At 70.3% G+C, this 21,855-nt stretch carries 19 protein-coding genes; 15 read left to right on the top strand and 4 right to left on the bottom strand.

Annotated features, from left to right (window positions below):
• Positions 1-159: 159 nt before the first annotated feature.
• The 3 genes from IF188_RS02965 to IF188_RS02955 all read left to right on the top strand — a co-directional run bounded on the left by IF188_RS02965 (position 160) and on the right by IF188_RS02955 (position 4,777).
• Entirely contained in the window at positions 160-3,897 is a 3,738-nt protein-coding gene (locus tag IF188_RS02965; protein ID WP_191170331.1) for a proline dehydrogenase family protein, read from the top strand.
• A 140-nt stretch (positions 3,898-4,037) separates the two neighbouring features.
• Positions 4,038-4,508, top strand: a complete 471-nt coding sequence (locus tag IF188_RS02960) for a GNAT family N-acetyltransferase (RefSeq protein ID WP_191170253.1) — start codon at positions 4,038-4,040, stop codon at positions 4,506-4,508.
• A 62-nt stretch (positions 4,509-4,570) separates the two neighbouring features.
• Positions 4,571-4,777: a hypothetical protein gene (locus IF188_RS02955; RefSeq protein ID WP_191170252.1), complete on the top strand. Its 207-nt coding sequence runs from the start codon at positions 4,571-4,573 to the stop codon at positions 4,775-4,777.
• An 86-nt stretch (positions 4,778-4,863) separates the two neighbouring features.
• Here IF188_RS02955 and IF188_RS02950 read toward each other — a convergent pair whose 3' ends face one another.
• Positions 4,864-5,709, bottom strand: coding sequence for a PIG-L deacetylase family protein (locus IF188_RS02950; RefSeq protein WP_191170251.1), 846 nt, complete (start codon positions 5,707-5,709; stop codon positions 4,864-4,866).
• Positions 5,710-5,987: 278 nt separating this feature from the next.
• Between IF188_RS02950 and IF188_RS02945 the strand changes: the two genes are divergently transcribed.
• From IF188_RS02945 to IF188_RS02915, 7 genes are all read left to right on the top strand, one after another.
• Positions 5,988-7,325: an ABC transporter substrate-binding protein gene (locus IF188_RS02945; RefSeq protein ID WP_191170250.1), complete on the top strand. Its 1,338-nt coding sequence runs from the start codon at positions 5,988-5,990 to the stop codon at positions 7,323-7,325.
• 119 nt (positions 7,326-7,444) lie between these two features.
• Complete coding sequence (locus tag IF188_RS02940) at positions 7,445-8,350, top strand: carbohydrate ABC transporter permease (RefSeq protein ID WP_191170249.1); 906 nt, start codon at positions 7,445-7,447, stop codon at positions 8,348-8,350.
• Between the two features lie 8 nt (positions 8,351-8,358).
• Positions 8,359-9,318 carry a carbohydrate ABC transporter permease gene (locus IF188_RS02935; RefSeq protein ID WP_191170248.1) on the top strand — a complete coding sequence of 320 codons (960 nt, stop codon included), beginning with the start codon at positions 8,359-8,361 and terminating at the stop codon, positions 9,316-9,318.
• A 2-nt stretch (positions 9,319-9,320) separates the two neighbouring features.
• Positions 9,321-10,610: an arabinan endo-1,5-alpha-L-arabinosidase gene (locus tag IF188_RS02930; protein WP_191170247.1), complete on the top strand. Its 1,290-nt coding sequence runs from the start codon at positions 9,321-9,323 to the stop codon at positions 10,608-10,610.
• A complete protein-coding gene (locus IF188_RS02925; protein ID WP_191170246.1) occupies positions 10,607-11,314 on the top strand; it encodes a YesL family protein in 708 nt (235 codons plus the stop codon). The genes IF188_RS02930 and IF188_RS02925 overlap by 4 nt, the downstream gene beginning before the upstream one ends.
• Positions 11,315-11,395: 81 nt before the next feature.
• Positions 11,396-12,907, top strand: a complete 1,512-nt coding sequence (arfA, locus tag IF188_RS02920; RefSeq protein WP_318152740.1) for an arabinosylfuranosidase ArfA — start codon at positions 11,396-11,398, stop codon at positions 12,905-12,907.
• A gap of 17 nt (positions 12,908-12,924) precedes the next feature.
• Positions 12,925-13,908 (top strand): arabinan endo-1,5-alpha-L-arabinosidase, encoded by a 984-nt coding sequence (locus IF188_RS02915; protein WP_318152739.1) that lies wholly within the window; start codon positions 12,925-12,927, stop codon positions 13,906-13,908.
• Positions 13,909-14,077: 169 nt separating this feature from the next.
• Here the strand turns inward: IF188_RS02915 and IF188_RS02910 are convergent, their stop codons facing one another.
• The gene (locus tag IF188_RS02910; protein WP_191170243.1) at positions 14,078-15,094 is read right to left on the bottom strand and encodes a LacI family DNA-binding transcriptional regulator; all 1,017 of its coding nucleotides are present in this window, start codon (positions 15,092-15,094) and stop codon (positions 14,078-14,080) included.
• Positions 15,095-15,296: 202 nt separating this feature from the next.
• Here IF188_RS02910 and IF188_RS02905 point away from each other — a divergent pair, with 202 nt between their 5' ends.
• The 5 genes from IF188_RS02905 (at position 15,297) to rocD (ending at position 19,288) form a co-directional block, all read left to right on the top strand.
• Complete coding sequence (locus IF188_RS02905; RefSeq protein ID WP_191170242.1) at positions 15,297-15,731, top strand: hypothetical protein; 435 nt, start codon at positions 15,297-15,299, stop codon at positions 15,729-15,731.
• Positions 15,731-15,946 (top strand): helix-turn-helix transcriptional regulator, encoded by a 216-nt coding sequence (locus IF188_RS02900; RefSeq protein WP_191170241.1) that lies wholly within the window; start codon positions 15,731-15,733, stop codon positions 15,944-15,946. The genes IF188_RS02905 and IF188_RS02900 overlap by 1 nt, the downstream gene beginning before the upstream one ends.
• A gap of 1 nt (position 15,947) precedes the next feature.
• Positions 15,948-16,973, top strand: coding sequence for an NAD(P)-dependent alcohol dehydrogenase (locus IF188_RS02895; RefSeq protein ID WP_191170240.1), 1,026 nt, complete (start codon positions 15,948-15,950; stop codon positions 16,971-16,973).
• A 157-nt stretch (positions 16,974-17,130) separates the two neighbouring features.
• Positions 17,131-18,027, top strand: coding sequence for a dimethylargininase (gene ddaH, locus IF188_RS02890; RefSeq protein WP_396652731.1), 897 nt, complete (start codon positions 17,131-17,133; stop codon positions 18,025-18,027).
• 70 nt (positions 18,028-18,097) lie between these two features.
• A complete protein-coding gene (rocD, locus tag IF188_RS02885) occupies positions 18,098-19,288 on the top strand; it encodes an ornithine--oxo-acid transaminase (protein ID WP_191170329.1) in 1,191 nt (396 codons plus the stop codon).
• Positions 19,289-19,312: 24 nt separating this feature from the next.
• Here rocD and IF188_RS02880 read toward each other — a convergent pair whose 3' ends face one another.
• Both IF188_RS02880 and IF188_RS02875 read right to left on the bottom strand, forming a co-directional pair.
• On the bottom strand, positions 19,313-19,996 hold the full coding sequence (locus tag IF188_RS02880) for a FadR/GntR family transcriptional regulator (protein ID WP_318152738.1): 684 nt from the start codon (positions 19,994-19,996) through the stop codon (positions 19,313-19,315).
• Positions 19,997-20,139: 143 nt separating this feature from the next.
• Entirely contained in the window at positions 20,140-21,810 is a 1,671-nt protein-coding gene (locus tag IF188_RS02875; RefSeq protein ID WP_191170239.1) for a molybdopterin-dependent oxidoreductase, read from the bottom strand.
• Positions 21,811-21,855: the final 45 nt, after the last annotated feature.

The raw sequence follows: 21,855 nt of genomic DNA, 5'->3' as shown, positions 1-21,855 counted from the left end.
ATCCCATCGACAGAATCGAACGATACAGATCATAGATGCTCGCTTTTCATGAATGAATGGATGCCGCACCCTGGACGCATGGCACATGTCGAGCCGATCGCGCACGAAGAGGTGCAGGCTGGAGTCACTCAGGTGAACGCAGAGGCGGACGGAGCGCGCATGGAACCGCAAGCCCATCGGGATCTGGTCGAGGATGCCGTGGCGCTGGCGCAGCGGTGGACGGCCGAGAGCGCGGAGGTCGAGGCGGATCCCGCGGCCGAACGGCTGGCCGGAGTGCTGAAAGACCCGAACGGCCTGCCGTTCACGATCGGGTTCGTGGACGGCGTGATGCGTCCCGAGAGCCTGTCGGCGGCGGCGTCCCACCTGCACCGGGTCGCACCGCTCGTGCCCGGGTTCCTGCCCTGGTACCTGCGCTCGGCCGTGCGCGTCGGCGGCGCTGTCGCACCGGTGCTGCCGACGCCGGTCGTGCCGATCGCGCGGCGAGTGCTGCGCGAGATGGTGGGCCATCTCGTGGTCGACGCCCGGCCCGACAAGCTCGGCACGGCCATCGAGCAGCTGCGCGCGGGCGGCGCGCGACTCAATCTGAATCTGCTCGGCGAGGCGGTGCTCGGCGAAGACGAGGCGCGGCGCCGGCTGGACGGCATCCACGATCTCATCCGCCGCCCCGACGTCGACTACGTCTCGGTCAAGGTGTCGGCGATCGCGAGCCACATCTCGATGTGGGCGTTCGACGAGGTCGTCGACAACGTCGTCGAGCGCCTGCTGCCGCTGTACCTGACGGCCGCGGCCGATGGCACCTTCATCAACCTCGACATGGAGGAGTACCGCGACCTCGACCTCACCATCGCGGTGTTCATCCGGCTGCTCGAAGACCCGCGGCTGCGCGGGCTCGAGGCGGGCATCGTGCTGCAGGCCTACCTGCCCGACGCGCTGCCCGCCCTGCAGGAGCTGACGGCGTGGGCGCTCGAGCGCGTCGACGCCGGCGGCGCGCGCATCAAGGTGCGGCTCGTCAAGGGCGCGAACCTCGCGATGGAGCGGGTGGATGCCGTCATGCACGGGTGGACGCTCGCCACCTATGACGCCAAGGTCGACTCGGACGCCAACTATGTGCGGTGCCTGCGGCACGCGCTGGATCCGGCACACACCCGCGGAGTGCGGATCGGCGTCGCCGGCCACAACCTCTTCGACATCGCGTACTCGTGGCTGCTGGCCGGGGCGGCCGGGGTGCGTCCCGATGTCGAGTTCGAGATGCTGCTCGGCATGGCGCAGGGCCAGGTCGCCGCGGTCGCGCGCGAGGTCGGGCACGTGCTGCTGTACGTGCCGGTGGTGCGGCCCGACGAGTTCGACGTCGCGATCAGCTACCTGGTGCGCCGGCTCGAAGAGAACGCGTCGAGCGACAACTTCCTCTCCGCCGCGTTCGACCTCGCCGACGACCCCGCGATGTTCGAGCGTGAGCGCGACCGCTTCCTCGCGTCGCTCGACCGCGCCGACGACCCGGCCCTCGCGCTCGGACCGAAGCGCGACCAGGACCGGCTCGCCGAGGCCGCCGAGCTGGCGGCCGCCGACGGTGACGCAGCCACCGGCGATCAGCCGCCGCGTCTGCGCGCGCGCCTGCGACGGGCCGACGAGGCCGGCCTCACCCAGGCCGTCATGGGCATCGCGCGCTCGGCCGCATCCACCGACACCGCCCCGCTCGAACCCGCCGTCCCCGAGCAGGTGTTCGGCGCCGAGGCCTTCATCGAGACGGCGGTGTTCGCCCCGCGCCAGACCGACGCACGCGCGGCCGGCGCACCGGGGTTCCGCAACACGCCCGACAGCGACCCCGCGCTGCCGGCCAATCGCGCCTGGGCCCGCGGCATCCTCTCCCGCATCGAGACGTCCCGCGCCGGCGACGAGACCATCGCGGCGGCGCGGGTCACCGACGACGAGACGCTGCAGGCCATCATCGCGCGGGTGACGGATGCCGCCGGCCGATGGGGTTCGCTGCCCGCGGCCGACCGGTCCGGCGTGCTGACGGCCGCGGCCCGCGCGCTGGAGGCACGCCGCGGCGAGCTCATCGAGGTCGCCGCCTCGGAGACGGGCAAGGTGTTCGCCGAGGCGGACGTCGAGGTCAGCGAAGCCGTGGATTTCGCGAACTACTACGCGGCGACCGCGCGCGAGCTCGACCGCGTGAGCGGCGCCGTGTTCGAACCGGCGCGCCTGACCGTCGTGACGCCGCCGTGGAACTTCCCGATCGCGATCCCCGCGGGCGGGGTGCTCGCCGCGCTCGCCGCGGGCTCGGGTGTCGTGTTCAAGCCGGCGCCGCAGGCGCGGCGGTGCGCGGCCGTCGTGGCAGAGGCGCTGTGGGCGGCCGGGGTGCCCCGCGACGTGCTCGCGCTCGTCGACATCGATGAGGGCGACCTCGGGCGGACGCTCGTGTCGCACCCGGCGGTGGATCGCGTGATCCTCACCGGGTCCTGGGAGACGGCGGCGCTCTTCCGCTCGTGGCGGCCCGACCTGCCCCTGCTGGCCGAGACCAGCGGCAAGAACGCGATGATCGTCACGCCGACCGCCGACCTGGACCTCGCGGCATCCGATCTCGTCAAGAGCGCGTTCGGCCACGCCGGCCAGAAGTGCTCGGCCGCGTCGATCGCGATCCTGGTCGGCCCCGTCGGGCACTCGCGCCGCTTCGCGCGCCAGCTGGTGGATGCGGTGAACTCGCTGCGGGTGGGCCCGCCGTCGGATCCGCTCAGCGAGGTCGGGCCGGTCGTCGGGGCGCCCCGCGGCAAGCTGGAGTGGGCGCTCACGACGCTCGATGAGGGGGAGCAGTGGCTCGTCGAGCCGCGCCGTGTCGACGACGCACCCGAGTACCGCGGCCGGCTGTGGACGCCCGGCGTCCGGGTGGGCGTGCAGCCCGGCTCGCGGTTCCACCACGAGGAGTTCTTCGGGCCCGTGCTCGGCGTCATGCACGCGACCTCGCTGTCGCACGCGATCGAGCTGCAGAACGCCGTCGCCTACGGACTCACCGCGGGGCTGTACACGCAGAACCCCGACGACCTCGCGCTGTGGCTCGACCGCGTCGAGGCCGGCAACCTCTATGTCAACCGCGGCATCACCGGCGCCATCGTGCAGCGGCAGCCGTTCGGCGGCTGGAAGCGCTCCTCGGTCGGCGCCGGCGCGAAGGCGGGCGGCCCGAACTACCTTGTCGGCCTCGGCCGGTGGCGTGCGACCTCGGGGGCGCCGGCATCCACCACCCTTCATCTGCGGGGGCTCGACACGCGCATCGCCTCGCTCATCGAGGCCGCGCAGCCGTCCTTGGACTATGAGGCGTTCGAGTGGCTGCGCCGCGGTGCGCTGTCGGACGCGATCGCGTGGGACCGCGAGTTCGGCCAGGTGAAGGACGTGTCGGGGCTCGGTGTCGAGCGCAACCTGTTCCGCTATCGCCCGATCGGCTCCGTCGCCCTGCGCGCCACCGCCGACGCGTCATGGCAGTCCGTGCTGCGCGTCGTCGTGGCGGGTCTGCGGGCGGGGTCGACGTTGACGCTCAGCGCGCCGGTCGGCCTGCCGGCCGCGGTGCGCCGCGTGCTGACGGACCAGGGCATCGCCGTGTACGTCGAGAACGACGCCGAATGGCTGCAGCGCATCACGGCGCCCGACGATCTGCTCGACGCCGTGGCTGACGAGACTCCTGCTCCGCGCCCCTCGCGCGTGCGGCTGATCGGCCAGGCCGAGTCGGTCGCCGCGCTGCACACCCTCGTGTCGCAGGCTGTCGGCGGTGACCCCGACCTCGCCGTCTACGACAACGAGGTCACCACAGCGGGCCGTCTGGAGCTGCTCCCGTTCCTGCACGAGCAGTCCGTCACGATCACGGCGCACCGCTTCGGCAACCCCGACCCGTGGAGCGAGTCGGTGATCTGACCGCAGGTCGCTCGCGGCGCCAGCGCTGTCGAAACCTGCATTCGCGCTCGTGTGGTTCGGGCGCGGATGAAGGTTTGAGCAGCGCGAGCGCGTAGGGGGGGGCGGATGCCGGGCTCCCGGCATCCACTAGCGTTGCGCGCATGGACGCAACGCATCGGGTCGACGTACGCGAGCTGGCAGAGCGTGACGTCGAGCTGATCGCACGCACTGAGCCGGAGGGCAAGGGCTTCGTCGAGGCGATGTGGCGGCTTCAGCAGGAGGGGCTCAGTCTTCTTCTCGTTGCCTGGGTGGGCGCCGATCCGGTGGGCTCCGGCCAGCTCGACTGGCGATCGACTCCGCCCGAGCTGAAGAACCTCCACGTCGATGCCCGCCACAGGGGTTCAGGAATCGGCACGTCGATCATCCGCGAGGCTGAGATCCGGATGCAGCCGGGGAGCTCGCTCGCGGTCGGCGTCGGGCTCGACAACCCGCGTGCTCGTGCCTTGTATGAGCGGTTGGGGTACTCGGCGACGGGCGAGATCAGCACGACGACGTACGAGTACGTGGATGACGGCGGCACCAGGCGTCAAGCCACAGAGACCGACGAGCTTCTCGTCAAGTCGATCCGGTAGGGCGACGCGCTCCTCCGCCGAAGCGCACGCTCGCGTCGACGGGCTGCGCTAGCGTTGCGCGCATGCAGGATGTCGCCGCTCTCAGCTCCATCGTCTCGGCCCTGTGGCTGACCGTCGCGATCCTGGCGGGAGGGTTCGCACGCACGCGCAATCGTTCGGCGTGGACGTGGTTCCTGCTGACGTTCTTCCTCGGGCCGATCGCCGCCTTCCTGCTCGTCGTCTGGCCCGCCCGCGAGCCGGCTCCCGCAGGGACGGGCGTGAACCGCTGACGCAGTGAGCGAGTGGATGCCGGGCGCCCGGCATCCACTCCGTCCCTGCCGATGGGGCCCCGACCTGTCGACTGCCGCACGCGGGGTCAGTCCAGGGGATCGGCCTGCAGATCGCGGACGTGGTAGAACTCCTGGTCCCACAGGAGATACACGAGCCAGGCGGGCAGGTGGTACGCCTCCTGGAGGTAGTTCTCCTGCGAGGAGTGGATCTTCCAGCCCTCCATCTTCTTGCCGGTCTCGGCCGACATCGCGTACTCGGGGTCGGGCTGGTTCTTCACGACGAACGCGCCGGCCTCGCCGCCGAACATCTCCAGGGCCTTGGTGGGGCTGATCGTGTAGACGATGTGCTTGGGGCCGGTGTACGAGCCGTCCTCGTCCTCGAGCTGGGCGATCGCCTTCTCGGTGACCTCGCCCATGCGCATGTGGTCCTTGTGGCCGGTCGCGCCGGATTCCGGCCAGAACGCCACGACGACGTCGGGCTGGATGCGCTTCATGGTGTCGGCGACGCGGTCGACGAGCTCCTGCTCGTCCACCTCGGGCACGCCGCCGTCGGGGTAGTCCCACACCTCGTGCTCATCGACGCCGAGGTTGAAGCTGTTCTTGAGCGCCTCCGCCTTGCGGATGTCGCCGAGGTCCTCCTGACGTGCGACGACGGGCACCTGGTGGCCGGCCTCGCCCTGCGTGGCGGTGATCATGGCGGTGTAGGCGCCGTCCTGGGTCTTGGCACGCCAGAACAGGCCGTTGACGGTCTGCTCGTCGTCGGGGTGCGCGAAGACCCCGAGCACCCGCGTGCCGCCGAGTTCGCCGACCACAGAGTCGACTCCCTTCGCGGTCGGCATGTGGAACAGACTGCGGCCGGCCCAGTACACGCCGACGAGGGCGACGACCAGGACGGATGCGACGACGATGAGCGCGATCCAGCGCTTGCGCATGTGGGACTCCGGGGGTGCTGTGAGCGCCCGTCGGCGATGACGGGCTGAGGCATCATAAACCGAACAGTGCTCGGTGAACGACGCGCGTGCGTCGGTTACGCTTCTACAACGTTGGAACTTTTTCTCCCGGACAGCTTGACAGCGCCTCCGATCGCGTCGCACACTGTTCTCCACCCAGTCATTCCAACGTTGTAAATCAACGGACACCACCGGTCAGCGGCGATCGATCCCCTCGGGATCCCGCAGGCTGATCACACAGCACTACGAGAGGAAACGTGATGACGAAGTCACGGAAGCCGGTCATCGCCGCGGCGGCGATGCTGGCGGTCGGCGCACTGTCGCTGTCGGGCTGCGCAGGCGGCGGATCGGGCGACAGCGGCACCGAGCAGCTGACCTTCATGTTCCGCGGCAGCGACGCCGAGAAGGCTGCCTACACCGCGGCGATCGAGCAGTTCGAGAAAGACAACGACGTCGACGTCAAGATCATCATGACGACGGCCGACGAGTACAACACCAAGCTCAAGGCCGCGATCACCGGCAAGCAGGTCCCCGACGTGTTCTACGTCGACCCGGGCAGCGTGCAGGCCTACGTCAAGACCGGCATCATCAAGGACATCACCGAGTACGTCGAGGGCGACGATGACCTCGACCTCGACAACGTGTGGCAGTACGGCGTCGACAGCTACCGCTTCGACGGCAAGCTCATGGGCCAGGGCGCGATCTACGCGATGCCCAAGGACGTCGGCCCGTTCTCGTTCGGCTACAACAAGACGATGTTCGAGAAGGCCGGCATCCCGCTGCCCGACAAGGACAAGCCCTACACCTGGGACGAGTTCACCGCCGTGACCAAGCAGCTCACGCAGGACACCAACGGCGACGGCACCCCCGACCAGTGGGGCACCGGCCTCAATGTCGTGTGGAACCTCCAGGCGTTCGTGTGGTCCAACGGCGGCGACTGGCTGAACAAGGACCGCACCAAGGTCACGGTCGACACCCCCGAGTTCGCCGAGGCGCTGCAGTACTTCGCCGACCTCACCAACGTCGAGGGCGTGACCCCGTCGGCCACCGACGCGCAGACCCTCGACACCTACCAGCGCTGGATGCAGGGACAGATCGGCTTCTTCCCCGTCGGCCCGTGGGACGTGCCCACGTACGAGAAGCTCGACTTCGACTGGGACCTCATCCCCTGGCCGGTCGGCTCGACCGGTGAGACCGCGACCTGGACGGGCACGCTCGGCATCGCCGTGAGCGAGACCACCAAGGACCCCGACATGGCGGCGAAGCTGTCGATCTACCTGTCGACCGACCCCACCGCTCAGCAGTCGCTGGTCGACGCCGGCGTGCAGATCCCCAACCTCATCGACATGGCCCAGGAGTGGGTCACCTCCTCGACGCTCCCGCCCGAGAACAAGCAGGAGTTCCTCGACGTCGTGCAGGACTACGGCCGGGCGCTCCCCGCCAACACCACCTACAGTGCCGAGTGGTACGACGAGCTGTACAAGAACATCCAGACGGTGCTCGACGGCAAGCAGACGGCCGCCGACTACCTGAAGGAGGTCCAGCCCCGCATGCAGGAGATGCTCGACAAGGCGAACGCCGAAGCCGGCATCGGCTGAGCTCGTCGAAGCCTGACGCGGCTGACCCCGCAGATCGACAGGATGCCGCACCTCGGACGTCCCCGAGGGCCCGGGGTGCGGCATCCACTTCTCCTGAATCTCTCGAAACGAGGCTGATCATGTCGACGACGACCCCCGTCCGTCGTTCGCGGCTGCACCGCCGCGAACACCGCGCCGCGCTCGCGCTGGTCGCGATCCCCATCGTCGGGTTCCTGGTGTTCACCGGCTACCCGCTGGTGTTCTCGGTGTATGCCTCGTTCACGAAGTGGAACGGTCTGAGCGAGCCGGTCTTCAACGGCCTCGCCAACTTCGTCGAGATGGCGAACGACCGCTACTTCTGGCAGGCGATGGGCAACACGATCTTCTACATGATCGGCATCCCGATCGGGCTCGTGCTGTCGCTGCTGCTGGCGCTCGCCCTCAACCGCAAGATGCGCGGCACCACGTTCTTCCGCACGGTCTACTACGTTCCGGTGATCTCGTCGCTGGCGGCGGTCGCGATCCTGTGGCAGTGGGCCTACAACGGCGACTTCGGCCTCGTGAACCAGGTGCTGGCGCTGTTCGGCATCGAGGGTCCCAACTGGCTGCAGAACCCCGACACCGTCAAGCCCGCGATCATCATCATGGCGGTGTGGAAGGGCCTCGGCTATTCGATGCTGCTGTACCTGGCCGCCCTGCAGTCGGTGCCGCGGCACCTGTACGAGGCGGCCGCCCTCGACGGGGCAGGCGCGTTCCAGCAGTTCCGCCACATCACGGTGCCGATGCTCAACCCGGTGACGTTCTTCCTCGTCGTCACGAGCATCATCGGCGGCGCGCAGATCTTCATCGAGATCAACATCATGACCCCCACAGGCGGTCCCGAGTTCAGCTCGGCCTCGATCGTCTGGTACATCTGGCAGAAGGCGTTCAACTATCTGCAGATGGGCTACGCGACGGCGATGTCGGTGGTCCTCGGCCTGCTCGTCTTCGTCGTGACCGCGATCCAGTTCCGGCTCAACCGCCGCTTCCAGTTCTCGATCGACTGAGGCACATCATGACGCTCACCACTCCCGGGGCCGTGTCGGCCCTGAACTCCGACCTCGAGGGCGCGCCGGGGCGCAAGCTCCCGAAGCGCCGCATCGGCCGACCCACCGGAAACTCGGCCGGACGCCGCCGCTGGTACGGCGCGTACGGCATCGTCAACGTCATCCTCACGATCGTGCTGTCGATCGGCGGCATCGTGATGATCGCGCCGCTGGTGTGGACGTTCTCGACCTCGCTCAAGACCCGCGAAGCCGTCTTCGCGCTGCCGCCGCAGTGGCTCCCCGACCCGGTCATGTGGGAGAACTACGTGCGGGTCTGGTCGGCGGGCCCGCTGTTGTCGGGCATCGTCAACTCGGTCATCGTGTCGGCGACCGTCACGATCATCGGCACCATCACGTCGATGCTCGCGGCCTTCGCATTCGCGAAGCTGCGCCTGCCGGGCAAGAACGTGCTGTTCCTGATGCTGCTGGCCGCCATCATGATCCCGTTCCCGACGATCATGATCCCGCAGTTCAAGCTGTTCGCCGACCTCGGCATGGTCGACACCCTGTGGCCGCTGATCCTGCCCGGCGTGTTCGGCAACATCGTGATGATCTTCTTCATCCGGCAGTACCTCGACTCGGTGCCGGACTCGATCATCGAGGCCGCGAAGATCGACGGCGCCGGCTACCTGCGCATCTTCTTCACGCTCATCTTCCCCGCGATCCGCCCCGCGATCGCGGCGCAGTTCATCCTGTGGTTCATGGCGGTGTGGAACGACTACCTCGCGCCGATCATCTACCTGAACTCTCCCGAGAAGCAGACGCTGCAGCTCGTCATCGCGAGCTTCAACGCCACGTACGCCAGCCAGACCGACTACCCGCTCATCATGGCGGCCTCGTTCATCGCGCTGATCCCGGTGCTCGCGGTGTTCGTCATCTTCCAGCGCCAGATCATCGAATCGGTCGCCCTCACCGGAGCGAAGGGCTGATCATGTCCCGCTTTTCGACCAACCCCACGACCTGGGGAACGCTGAACGCCCACGACCCCACCGTGGTGCGCGGCGACGACGGCCAGTGGTACATGTTCTCGACCGACGCGGCGGTCGGCGTGGACGAGATCCCCGCCGGCGTGCACGTGCGCACATCGCCCGACCTCGTCGAGTGGACCTTCGTCGGCACGGCGCTGGACGGCGTGCCCGCCACCGCACTCGCGCACACCGGCGCCGAGGGGCTGTGGGCACCCGAGGTGGTGCGCTGGCCTACGGCCGACGGCACCCCGCGGTGGCACATGTACTACTCCGCGTCGACGTTCGGCTCGCGCACGTCCGTCATCGGGCTCGCGACCGCAGCGTCGCCGGCAGGACCCTGGACGGATGCCGGTCCCGTCGTGACGACGACGCACCGGCTCGACGGGCACAACGCCATCGACGCCGCCGTGGTCTTCGACCGGGGCGGGCGGCCGTGGCTGACGTACGGCTCGTTCTTCGGCGGCATCCACATCCTGCCGCTCGATGAGCAGACGGGATTCGCCGAGAACCCGGGCGAGATCGGCACGCTCATCGCGCGACGGCCGGCGAGCGTCGACGGCGCGGTCGAGGGGGCGTACATCGTGTACCGGCCCGAAGAGGACCGCTTCGTGCTGTTCGTCTCGTACGACTCGCTGTTCGACAGCTACAGCGTGCGGGTCGCGTCGGCGCACCAGGTCACCGGACCGTACGTCGACGCGAAGGGCCGCGCGCTCACCGACGTGACGGATGAGGACCCGGATGCCGTCGGCACGAAGATCCTCGGCGGCCATCGCTTCGCCGGCGGGACGGCGTGGATCGCGCCCGGCCACAACTCGGTGTTCCGCGACGGCGAACGGCTGTTCCTCGTCCACCACGTGCGCCACGCCGACGACCCGACACGCCACGAGGCGCAGATCCGTCGCGTCCACGTCACGGCTTCGGGGTGGCCGCTCGTGTCGCCGCATCCGTTCGCGGGCTACGACACCGAGCGCCTGCCCGCGCCCGAGTCGGTCTCGGGTGACTGGGACGTCGTGCGATTCGACCCGGCCGAGCGGGGCGTCGTGGCATCCGTCCGCCTTCGGATCGTCGCCGCCGCCCACACCGACGGGCAGCCGCTGACGACGCCGCTCATCGTGGCGGCCGCGGACGGCGACGTCGTGCTGGATGCCGTCGTGTTCGGCGCGTTCGACCCCGTGTCGGAGCGGCCGGTGCTGGCCTTCGCGGGCCTCGATGCCGAGGGCGTCGTGTGGACCGGCTCGAAGGCGGCGGCATGATCGCCGAATCCGGGTGGGCCGGCCGCGTGATGTCGTGGCTGCGGGTCGTCGCCGCCCTCATCGTGGTGAACCTGCTGTTCGTGCTGGGGACCGTCGTCGGACTCGTGGTGCTGGGCCTCGCTCCGGCTGCGCTCGCCGCCACAACATGCCTCACGCTGATGCGGGACGGCGAGCTCGAGTCGGGGCTCGTGCGGACGTTCGCCCGCACCTACCGTTCCCGGTTCTGGTGTGCCAACCTCATCGGCCTGCCGTTCGGCGTCATCGCTGTGCTGCTCGCCCTCGACACGGCCGTGCTGTCTGCGCTCGACGGGGCGGTGTCGGCGGCCCTCGCAGGATTCACGTGGGTGGTCGGCGCCGGTGCGCTGCTCGCGTTCACGGCCGCGCTGACCGTCGCGGTCCGCTATGCCGAGACCCCCGGAGCGGTGCTGCGCTACGCCGCCGTGCTGCCGTTCACCTCGCCGGTCATGAGCCTCGCGCTGCTCGTCACGCTCGCGGTGGTCGGCATCGCGCTGGGCCTTCTTCCCATGCTGATCCCGCTCGTCGGGTTCGCCATCGTCCTGTTCGTCGCGGGGTGGTTCGTCGACCACAGGCTGGCGGCGCTGGATCCTGACCATCCCCGCGCCGCGGATCGCCATGCCGCCGACCCTGTCGCCGCAGAACTCCGCGCCGACCCCCTGCCCGCGGCCGCGGCATCCGGCCACTGAGACCACACCACTGAACTCGCGGGCTCGTCCCGCACCGCCATGCCGTGCTGCCCGCAGCCGGCCCGTCCCTGGAGGAGAAACGTGACCACGTCACCCGCCACCGCCCGCATCTCGGTCGACCGCGAGGCGGTCGTCGCCCCGATCGACCGCCGCATCTTCGGCTCGTTCGTCGAGCACCTCGGCCGCTGCGTCTACGACGGCATCTACGAGCCCGGCCACCCCACCGCCAACGAGGACGGCTTCCGCCTCGACGTCGTGGACCTGGTGCGCGAACTCGGCTCGACCACCATCCGCTACCCCGGCGGCAACTTCGTCTCGGGCTTCCGCTGGGAGGACTCGGTCGGCCCGCGCGAGCAGCGTCCGGTGCGGCGCGACCTCGCCTGGCACTCGCTGGAGACCAACCAGGTCGGCGTCGATGAGTTCTCCCGGTGGCTGGAGCTCACGGGTTCCGAGCTCATGATGGCCGTCAACCTCGGCACCCGCGGGATCGAGGCCGCCCTCGACCTGCTCGAGTACTGCAACCACCCGTCGGGCACGGCGCTCAGCGACCAGCGCATCGCCAACGGCACGCCCGAGCCCCACGGCATCAAGATGTGGTGCCTGGGCAACGAGATGGACGGCCCCTGGCAGACCGGCTACATGACGGCCGACGACTACGGCAAGCTGGCCGCCCGCACGGCGCAGGCGATGAAGGCCGCCGACCGCACCCTGGAGCTCGTCGTGTGCGGGTCGTCGGGTTCGGCCATGCCGACGTTCGGCGACTGGGAGCGCACCGTGCTCGAGCACGCGTACGACCACGTCGACTTCATCTCGTGCCACGCGTACTACCAGGAGCGCGGCGGCGACCTCGGCTCGTACCTGGCATCGTCGCTAGACATGCAGTACTTCATCGAGACCGTCGTATCGACCGCCGACCACGTGGGCAACAAACTCAAGTCGAAGAAGAAGATCAAGCTCTCGTTCGACGAGTGGAACATCTGGTACCTCGACGAGCACCGCGAGTCCGACGAGGTCAACGACGAGTGGCGCTACGCCCCGCGTCAGCTCGAGGACGTCTATTCGGTGGCGGATGCCGTCGTGCTGGGCAACCTCATGATCACGCTGCTGAACAATCACGACCGGGTGGCCTCGGCCTCGCTCGCGCAGCTCGTGAACGTGATCGCGCCGATCATGACCGAGCCCGGCGGGCCGGCCTGGCGCCAGACGACGTTCTTCCCGTTCTCGGTGACCTCGCGCCTCGCGCGCGGCGAGGTGCTGAAGCCCCGCATCGACGCCGCCACCTACCCGACCGCGGTCTACGGCGACGCGCCGCTCGTCGACTCGGTGGTCACCGTCGACGAGGACGCCGCGGCGGTGTTCCTCGTGAACCGCAGCCTGACCGAGGCGATCACGGTCACCGTCGACGTGTGGGAGCTCGGGGTCGCCGCTGTCACCGAGGCCGTCACGCTGTGGGACGACGACGTGTACGCGAAGAACACGCTCGCCGATCAGGAGCGCGTGGGCCTCAAGACGCTCGAGGGCGTCGCGCTCGAGGCGGACACGCTGACCGTCACCCTGCCCCCGGTGTCGTGGTCGGCGATCGCGCTCGCATGAGGTCGAGACTCGCGGCGGTGGCGGCTCTCCTCCTTGCCGTCGCCGTCGCGGCGACCGGGTGCGCCGGCACGCCCGCCGCGCCGGAGTTGACCGGCGACACATTCGTGCACGACCCCGCGTTCGTCGCGGGCACGGACGGCGAGCCGTCGTTCATCTACTCCACGGGCAACGGGCAGATCGGCGACGGCAACATCCAGATCCGGCGGTCGGCCGACGGCGCCGACTGGGAGGACGCCGGCACGGTGTGGGACGAGAAGCCCCAGTGGCTATCCGACGCCGTGCCGGGCGTCGACAACCTCTGGGCTCCCGAGCTCTACGAGCACGACGGCACGTGGTATCTGTACTACTCGGCGTCGACGTTCGGCAAGAACACCTCGCTCATCGCGCTGGCCACGAACACGACGCTCGATCCCGACGACCCCGACTACGAATGGGTCGACCAGGGCATCGTGATCGAATCCACCGGCACCGACTTCAACGCGATCGATCCCGGCATCGTCGAAGACGCCGACGGCAACCCCTACATGGCCTTCGGCTCGTTCTGGAGCGGCATCCGCATGGTGCCGCTCGAGTGGCCGAGCGGTCTGCGCGCCGCCGGCACCGAGGACGACGAACCGCTGCGGCTGGCCGACCGGCAGTCGCCGCCTAACGCCGTCGAGGCGCCGTACATCGTGCGGCACGACGACTACTTCTATCTGTTCGTCTCGCGCGACTCCTGCTGCAAGGGCGCCGACAGCACGTACAACATCGCCGTCGGGCGGTCGAAGGACGTCACCGGGCAGTACGTCGACGCCGACGGCGTGTCGTTGCTCGAAGACGGCGGAACCCCGGTGCTCGCCACCGACGGCAGCCGCGTGGGTCCCGGCGGGCAGTCGGCGTCGGGTGGTCTGCTCGCCTTCCACTGGTACGACGCGAACCTCGACGGCCAGTTCCGCCTCGGCCTGCTGCCCCTGCAGTGGCGCGACGGCTGGCCGCTCGTGGAATGGCCAGCCGGGGAGTGACCGGATGCCGCGTCCCGGGCGCTGCGGTAGGCCGCGGGCCGCGGCATCCGTCCCTCCCCTCCCGTTCAGCCGTCACAGATGTACGCGATTCCGGCCCTCGCGCGTACATCTGTGACGGATGAACGAGAGGGGGGCGGAAGACGTGACGAGCGCGCGCGGGGCGCGAGCGTCAGCGGGCGACGGCTGGAGCCGACTCGCGCTGCACGATCTCGAAGTCGGCGAGCAGCAGGCGCGGGGGAGCGCCGAGACCCTCGATGCGCTCGATGACGGCCGACACCGCGGTGCGGGCGATCCAGGCGCGCCCGGGGTCCACGGTTGTGAGCGAGGGGATCGAGTACCGGGCCTCGTCGATGTCGTCGAAGCCCATGACGGCGACGTCGTCGGGCACGCGGAGCCCCGCCTCTTGCAGAGCGCGCATGGCACCGAAGGCGAGCGTGTCGTTCAGGGCGAACACGGCGTCGAAGCCGACGCCCCGCTCGATGATCTCGCGCATCGACCGGGCGCCGTTGGCGCGGTGCCATTCGATGGAGCCGCCGATGAGGCGGCCGTCGAACGGGATGCCGCGCGCTTCGAGCGCCTCGCGATAGCCCTGCAGGCGCAGGGCGGCCGAGCCGATCAGCTCGCCCTCGTGGGCGCCGACGATGGCGATGCGGCGCCGGCCCGAGTCGATCAGGTACTCGGTGGCGGCGCGCGCGGCCTCGACGTTGCGCATCGTGAGGTGGTCGGTGGGCCCCTCGAAGATGCGCTCGCCGAGCAGCACCAGCGGGTAGTCGACGTCCAGGTGCGCGACGTCGTCCTGGCTCATCTCGAGCGGGCTGAAGATCAGGCCGTCACTCATCTTGCGGCGCGGGCTCGTGAGCAGGTCGAGCTCGCGCTGCCGCCCGCCGCTGCCGGTCTGCTCGATCGTGACGACGAAACCCGAGGCCTCGGCCGCGGCGATGACGGATGCCGCCAGCTCGGCGAAATAGGCGAGCGCGAGGTCGGGGACGGCCAGTGCGATCGACCCGGTGCGCCCGGAGCGCAGGCTGCGCGCGGTGAGGTTGGGGGTGTAGCCCAGCTCGGCGATCGCGGCTTCGACGCGCTCCTTGGTGGTGGGGCGGATGTGCGGGTAGTCGTTGATGACGTTCGACACGGTCTTGATCGACACGCCGGCCAGGCGCGCGACGTCGTGCAGCGTTGCCGCCATCGCCCACCCCCGATCGCCTCGATGCCGTCGGCTCCCCGGTCGGCGCCCTCCGAGCCTACAACGTTGTAAGGACCGTTCCGCCCGCCGTTCCTCATTGTGGCCGAGCTGCGCCGCTCGAGGCAATGTAAAGAATCCTTGACATCACACTCGCGTCGACCTAACCTCATGTCAAAGATTCTTTACATGGCCGGAGGGTGGAGTCATGGTCTACGAAGAGCGCAACATCTGGGCGAGTCTCATCGTGAGCATCGTCGGCGTGATCGTCTACGTCGTGCTCGTGCTTCAGCAGGCCGGCGGCGGTCCGCTGGCGGAGACCGATTGGGTGCCGCTGATGCTGTGGGTCATCGGCGGCGGCATCGTCGCGGCGATCGTCGTCAGCATCGCCTGGGGCATCGTCGCCGGCATGCGGGACCCTGACGGCGTCGGCACGAGCGATCAGCGCGACCGCGACATCGCCCACATGTCGACCAGGGTGGGGCAGGCGTTCCTCGTGATCGCCGGACTCGGCGTGATCGTGCTGTGCGCGTTCGAAGCGGACTGGTTCTGGATCGCCAACACGATGTTCTTCGGCTTCGCGGTGTCGTCGATCGTCGGCGGCATCGCGAGCGTCATCGCCTACCGCCGCGGGCTCGTCTGATGGTCAAGCCCACGCGGGTCACCAACTCCATCCGCGCGACGCGCGAGGCCGCCGGCATGACGCAGGCCGATCTCGCCCGCGCCGTGGGTGTGACGCGGCAGACCCTCATCGCGATCGAGCAGGGGCGCTACTCGCCCAGCCTCGAACTCGCCTTCCAGCTGGCCCGCGCCTTCGGCGTCGGGCTCGACGACCTCTTCGACTACCCGGAGGGCTGACATGCGCACCCCGACGACCACCGCCACCATGCCCGCCTGGCGGCAGCATCGCTACGGCGACGCCGACGCCGTCTCGCTCGAGACGGTCGCCGTGCCCTCTCCCGATCGCGGCCAGGTGCTGCTGCGCCTGCGTGCGACCGGCCTCAACAACGGCGACATCCGCGTCATGCGCGGTGAGCCGCTCCTCGTGCGCCTCGCGTTCGGCATGCGTCGGCCGCGCCAGCCGGTGCGGGGGATGGATGCCGCCGCCACCGTGGTCGCCGTCGGCGACAGCGTGACGGGGCTCGCGGTGGGCGACGAGGTCGTCGGCGAGCTGGCCGGCGGCGCGCTCGCCGGGTACGCCCTCGCGCCGGCGTCGCGGCTCGTGGCGCGCCCGCCCGGTCTCGACGCCGTGCTCGCGGCGACGCTGCCGGTCGCCGGCGGGACGGCGTGGCAGGCCCTCGAGCTCGCCCGGCTCGGATCCGTCGACGGCGCAGGCCCGGACCATGCGCGGGTGCTCGTGATCGGCGCGTCCGGCGGCGTCGGCACGTTCGCGGTGCAGCTGGCTGCCCTGCGCGGTGCCGACGTGTGGGCGCTGTGCGGCGAGCGCAACCGATCGCTCGTCGAGTCCCTCGGCGCGTCAAGGACCTTCGATTATCACCGCGTGCAGCCGGGGTCGCCCGAGCTCGGCGAGCACGAGTTCGACGCGGTCATCGACATCGCCGGCGCCGCGCCGCTGCGCGAGCTTCGTCGCCTCGTGCGCGACGGCGGCCGCGTCGTGCTCGTCTCGGGCGAGGGCGGTCGCGTGCTCGGACCGATCGGGCGTCTGCTGCGGGCCGGGCTGCTGTCGATCGGCTCGCGGCGTACCCTCGTGCCGCTCGCCGCGACCCCGAAGCCCCGCGTGCTGGCCGCCCTCGTCGCGCTCGCCGTCTCGGGCGAGCTCGATCCCGTGATCGAGCGGCGCTTCGCGTTCGCCGACGCGCGCGACGCGCTCGCGCACGTCGCCGACGGCCACGTGGCGGGCAAGGTCGTGGTGATCGCGGAGTGAGGATGCGGCATCCCTCTCCTCACTCCCAGGCCCCATGCAGGGGGCGTGAGAGAATAGGACCGGCGTGCCCGGGACTGCTCTTCGCCGCACTCTGGACCGAGTGAGACGGAGCCGCCGGGCCTGTGGACAGCGTCCGCCGTACTTCGCAAGGAGACACATGTCCAACGACATCGCGCCTGCACCCGCCGAGACCGCCGCGGCCCCCACCGATTCAGGGGCCGAGGGCCGGATCCAGCAGCACCGCAGCTACCTGATGTGCCGCCCCGAGCACTTCACGGTGAGCTACACGATCAACCCGTGGATGGAGCCGGCGAACCCCACCGACACCGCTCTGGCGGTGCGGCAGTGGCAGACGCTGTACGACACGTACATCGCGCTCGGGCACGACGTGCAGCTGATCGACCCGATCCCCGGGCTTCCCGACATGGTCTACACGGCCAACGGCGGGTTCGTGATCGGCGGAGTCGCGTACGGCGCGAAGTTCCGATACCAGGAGCGGGTGCCCGAAGGCCCGGCGTTCATGGACTGGTTCCGTGACAACGGCTTCGAGGTCGCCGAGCCGGTCGAGGTCAACGAGGGCGAGGGCGACTTCCTGCTCGTCGGCGACACGATCCTCGCCGGCACCGGGTTCCGCTCCACGGGCGACAGCCACCGCGAGCTGGCGGACGTGTTCGGCAAAGAGGTCGTGTCGCTCACGCTGGTGGACCCGCGCTTCTACCACCTCGACACCGCGATCTCGGTGCTCGACCCCGTCCAGGGCCCGGGTGGCGTCGACAAGGCCAACATCGCGTACCTCGAGCACGCGTTCGACGCCGCCTCACAGCAGGAGCTCGCCGCGCGCTTCCCCGACGCGATCAAGGTCGCCGACGCCGACGGCGCCGTGTTCGGCCTCAACTCGGCCAGCGACGGCCGGAACGTCATCATCTCGCCGCGCGCCACCGGCTTCGAGGCGCAACTGCGCGAGCGCGGCTACAACCCGGTGCTCGTCGACCTGTCCGAGCTGCTGCTCGGCGGCGGCGGCATCAAGTGCTGCACGCTCGAGTTGCGGCGCTGAGCGGAGGAATCCCGTGACCACCACGCCCCTCGACCAACTCGGGGACCAGCATTTCACCGATACCGCGACGATCCGCATCATCGCCGGTGAGGACGAGCATCTCGCCCACAACTACCACCCGCTCCCCGTCGTCATCTCCGGCGGCGAGGGAGCATGGGTGACCGATGTCGAGGGCAAGCGGTACCTCGACCTGCTGTCGGCCTACTCGGCGCTGAACTTCGGGCACGGGCATCCCGCGATCCTCGCCGCCGCGCAGGAGCAGCTGGGCCGCCTCACCCTCACCAGCCGTGCCTACCACAACGACCGTCTCGGTCCCTTCGCCGCGGCGCTCGCCGAGCTCTGCGGCAAGGACCTCGTGCTGCCGATGAACACCGGCGCCGAGGCCGTCGAGACGGGCATCAAGGTCGCCCGCGCGTGGGGGTACCGCGTGAAGGGCGTGCCGGTGGATGCCGCGACCATAGTGGTCGCCCACGGCAACTTCCACGGCCGCACCACTACGATCGTAGGCTTCAGCGACGATGCCTCGGCGCGCGACGGCTTCGGCCCGTTCGCGCCCGGCTTCGTGTCGGTTCCGTATGGCGACGCCGCGGCGATCGAGGCCGCGATCACGCCCGAGACGGTGGCCGTGCTGATCGAGCCCATCCAGGGCGAGGCGGGCGTCGTCCTGCCGCCCGATGGCTACCTGCGTGCCGTGCGCGACATCTGCACGGCGCACGGTGTGCTGTTCATCGCCGACGAGATCCAGTCCGGTCTCGGCCGCGTGGGCGAGACGTTCGCCTGCGATCGCGAGGGCGTCGTGCCCGACGTGTATCTGCTCGGCAAGGCGCTGGGCGGCGGCATCCTTCCCGTCTCTGCCGTCGTGGCGGATCGTGACGTCCTCGGGGTGATCCGCCCGGGCGAGCACGGCTCGACGTTCGGCGGCAACCCGCTCGCGGCGGCGGTCGGACTGCGCGTGGTCGAACTGCTGCAGACCGGAGAGTTCCAGAACCGTGCGAAGCTGCTGGGCGAGCACCTCGAGGCGAAACTGGGGGAGCTCATCGGCCACGGCGTCACCGCCGTGCGCGTCGCGGGCCTGTGGGCGGGCGTCGACATCGACCCAGCCGCCGGCACCGGGCGCGACGTCGCCGAGCGCCTCATCGCTCGTGGCGTGCTCGTGAAGGACACGCACGGCCAGACGATCCGGATCGCCCCGCCGCTCGTCATTCGCGCGACCGAGCTCGACTGGGCGGTCGAGCAGCTGCGGACGGTGCTCGCCGGCTGAACCCGCCACCGACCCGCGGGCGGGTCAGGCCGGCCGCACTCCGGGGGCGACGTCGCCGAAGTGGCGGCGCATCGCCGAGCGCGCGCCGGCCGGGTCTCCGGCGGCGATCGCGTCGACGATCTCGTAGTGGATGCTGTCGGTCCGGCGATCCTCGTCGGTCTCGGCGACGGCGAGCCGGCGTGCGGCGATGTCGTCGCGCAGGACGTGGCTGAGGCCCTCGTGCAGGAACTGCAGCACGGAGTTGTCGACGACCGTCTGCAGGCGGCGGTGGAAGGCGACATCGGCCTCGCGCGCCTCGTCGGGGTCGCCGGCGGCCTGCGAGGCGACCATGCGATCGACCTCGGCGCGCAGCTGCGCGATCTCGTCGGCGGTCGCGCGGCGGGCGGCGGCCTCGGCCAGCGCCTCTTCGAGCAGCACGCGGGATTCTGAGAACTCGGCGTCGGTGAGATGCCCGAGCTCGCGCGCGATGGCGAAGAACGTGCGCACGAAGTCGTACGACGGGTTGCTGAGGTACGTGCCGCGGCCCTGCGTGCGCGTGAGGAAGCCGAGGCGCTCGAGCACCGCGAGCTGCTCGCGCAGCGTGCCGCGGCTCATTCCGAGCGCGTCGCACAGCTCGCGCTCGGGAGGCAGCCGGCGCATGCCGGTGGTCTCGTCGATCGTCGCCAGCTCGATCAGGCGCGCGACGAGCAGCTCCAACGGATCAGGCACCCATACCTCCCCGGTGCCGGCGCTCCCCAGCGGCCGGTCCTCCTCGCATGCTATCGGGCGCACCGGCCGGATGCGTCCGGTTCGCGAAACCCGGGCACACCTGGACATATCGCCCCGGGCGGTCGGGGTGCCGTCGGCGCGCGTCAGAACACCGAGACCGTCCGCCAGTGCCAGCCGGTGGCGCCGTCCGGCGCCGGCGGCGCGACCTCATCGGTCTGCACCTCGCCCGCCTTGCTGGTGGCCCGGCACTGGATGACGTGGTCGCCCTTATCTGCCGCCCAGGGCATGCTCCACTGCACCCAGGTGTCGTCCGAGATCGCGGCCGCCAGGGTGGCGGGCCGCCACTCGCCCTCGTCGATGCGCACCTCGACGGCGTCGATCCCCACCTGCTGCTGCCACGCGACGCCCGCGATCACCACCTCGCCGGCTTTGAGTCCCTGTCCGCGGCGTGGCACGTCGATGCGCGATTCGAGCTTGATGGGCCCGCGCGCCGACCAGCCGCGGGTCGTCCAGTACGCCGTCGCCCGGTCGAAGCGGGTCACCTCCAGGTCGACGACCCACTTCGTGGCCGACACATACCCGTACAGCCCCGGCACGACCATCCGCACCGGGAAGCCGTGCTCCAGCGGCAGCGGCTCGCCGTTCATGCCGACTGCGAGGATCGCGTCGCGCGCGTCGGTGAGCGCTTCGAGCGGAGTGGATGCCGTGAACCCGTCGATCGAGCGCGACAGCACCATGTCGGCGTCGGCGTCCGGCACTGCCCGCGCCAGCAGCTCGCGCACCGGGTACCCGAGCCACCGCGCATTGCCGATGAGGTCGCCGCCCACCTCGTTCGAGACGCACGTGAGCGTCGTCCACGATTCCTGCAGCGGCAGCGCGAGCAGTTCGTCCCACGTGAGCTCGACCTCGTGCGCGACCATGCCGTGGATGCGCAGTCGCCAGTCGGCGGGGTCGAGCTCGGGAACGATGAGCGCCGTGTCGATGCGGTAGAACCGGTCGTTCGGCGTCACGACGCGGGCAAGGCCCGGCAGGTCGAGCTCCGCCCCGGCGGGAGCGGGGGATGCCGCCATCCGAGGCTCGGGAAGACGCAGTGCCCGCCGCGCCGCGGCGACGCCGGCCGACGCGGTCGTGCGCAGGCCGCCGATCGCGATCGCGAGCACGCCGACGGCGGTCGCCGCCCCCGCCCACGCGAAGAACGCCCGGCGGCTCGGGGGCGATGCCGCGGGTTCGCGTGGATCCGCAGGTGCGGATGGAGGATGCGACACGCCGTCATGGGCGGGGACGAGACGGCGTGTCTCGGCGCCGGTCCGCTCCTGCGGATCCGATTCTGTGCCCGCGGGCGCAGCGGGCGTCTCCGCGGGTCGCGGCCGCAGCATCCTGACCAGCAGCCCCAGCGCGACGGCGCCGACGGCGCCCGCGACGACGGCCGGCAGCCACGCCAGCGCTCCCGCGCCGGGTCGGGTCACGGCGATGATCGCGCCGCCCGTGCCGAACGCGGCGACCACCACGACGCCCCATGGCGGGACGCGCGCCTCGAGCCAGCCGGCGAGGGCGGCGAGCACGATCATCCCGATCGCGATGCCGGTGAGCAGGGCGGCCTTGTCGCCCGTGCCGAACAGGGCGATAGCGGCGTCCTTCGCCCACGGCGGTGCCAGGTCGATGAGCGCGCCGCCGATCGCGGCGACCGGACTCGACGAGGGTGACACCACCGCGGCGACGAGCTCGCCGAGCCCTGCTCCGAGCGCGACGGCGGCGACGCCGGCCGCCCACGCCAGGGGCGCCGCGACGCGGTCCCGCCGGGACGCACGAGCCATGGTCTCAGGGTACGTTCGGGCCGCGGCATCCGCACCACTCGTCGG

This window comes from Microbacterium helvum, from assembly GCF_014779795.1.
GTDB lineage: Bacteria > Actinomycetota > Actinomycetes > Actinomycetales > Microbacteriaceae > Microbacterium > Microbacterium helvum.
Note: the sequence above shows the minus strand (reverse complement) of the source record. Positions and strands in the feature narration are given on the sequence as shown.

What these genes read in the sequence shown, in the direction of transcription:
- IF188_RS02965 (WP_191170331.1), top strand. Translation starts at nt 160, where the DNA reads ATGGAACCGCAAGCCCATCGGGATCTGGTCGAGGATGCCGTGGCGCTG.
- IF188_RS02960 (WP_191170253.1), top strand. Translation starts at nt 4,038, where the DNA reads ATGGACGCAACGCATCGGGTCGACGTACGCGAGCTGGCAGAGCGTGAC.
- IF188_RS02955 (WP_191170252.1), top strand. Translation starts at nt 4,571, where the DNA reads ATGCAGGATGTCGCCGCTCTCAGCTCCATCGTCTCGGCCCTGTGGCTG.
- IF188_RS02950 (WP_191170251.1), bottom strand. Translation starts at nt 5,709, where the DNA reads ATGCGCAAGCGCTGGATCGCGCTCATCGTCGTCGCATCCGTCCTGGTC.
- IF188_RS02945 (WP_191170250.1), top strand. Translation starts at nt 5,988, where the DNA reads ATGACGAAGTCACGGAAGCCGGTCATCGCCGCGGCGGCGATGCTGGCG.
- IF188_RS02940 (WP_191170249.1), top strand. Translation starts at nt 7,445, where the DNA reads ATGTCGACGACGACCCCCGTCCGTCGTTCGCGGCTGCACCGCCGCGAA.
- IF188_RS02935 (WP_191170248.1), top strand. Translation starts at nt 8,359, where the DNA reads ATGACGCTCACCACTCCCGGGGCCGTGTCGGCCCTGAACTCCGACCTC.
- IF188_RS02930 (WP_191170247.1), top strand. Translation starts at nt 9,321, where the DNA reads ATGTCCCGCTTTTCGACCAACCCCACGACCTGGGGAACGCTGAACGCC.
- IF188_RS02925 (WP_191170246.1), top strand. Translation starts at nt 10,607, where the DNA reads ATGATCGCCGAATCCGGGTGGGCCGGCCGCGTGATGTCGTGGCTGCGG.
- IF188_RS02910 (WP_191170243.1), bottom strand. Translation starts at nt 15,094, where the DNA reads ATGGCGGCAACGCTGCACGACGTCGCGCGCCTGGCCGGCGTGTCGATC.
- IF188_RS02905 (WP_191170242.1), top strand. Translation starts at nt 15,297, where the DNA reads ATGGTCTACGAAGAGCGCAACATCTGGGCGAGTCTCATCGTGAGCATC.
- IF188_RS02900 (WP_191170241.1), top strand. Translation starts at nt 15,731, where the DNA reads ATGGTCAAGCCCACGCGGGTCACCAACTCCATCCGCGCGACGCGCGAG.
- IF188_RS02895 (WP_191170240.1), top strand. Translation starts at nt 15,948, where the DNA reads ATGCGCACCCCGACGACCACCGCCACCATGCCCGCCTGGCGGCAGCAT.
- ddaH (WP_396652731.1), top strand. Translation starts at nt 17,131, where the DNA reads ATGTCCAACGACATCGCGCCTGCACCCGCCGAGACCGCCGCGGCCCCC.
- IF188_RS02875 (WP_191170239.1), bottom strand. Translation starts at nt 21,810, where the DNA reads ATGGCTCGTGCGTCCCGGCGGGACCGCGTCGCGGCGCCCCTGGCGTGG.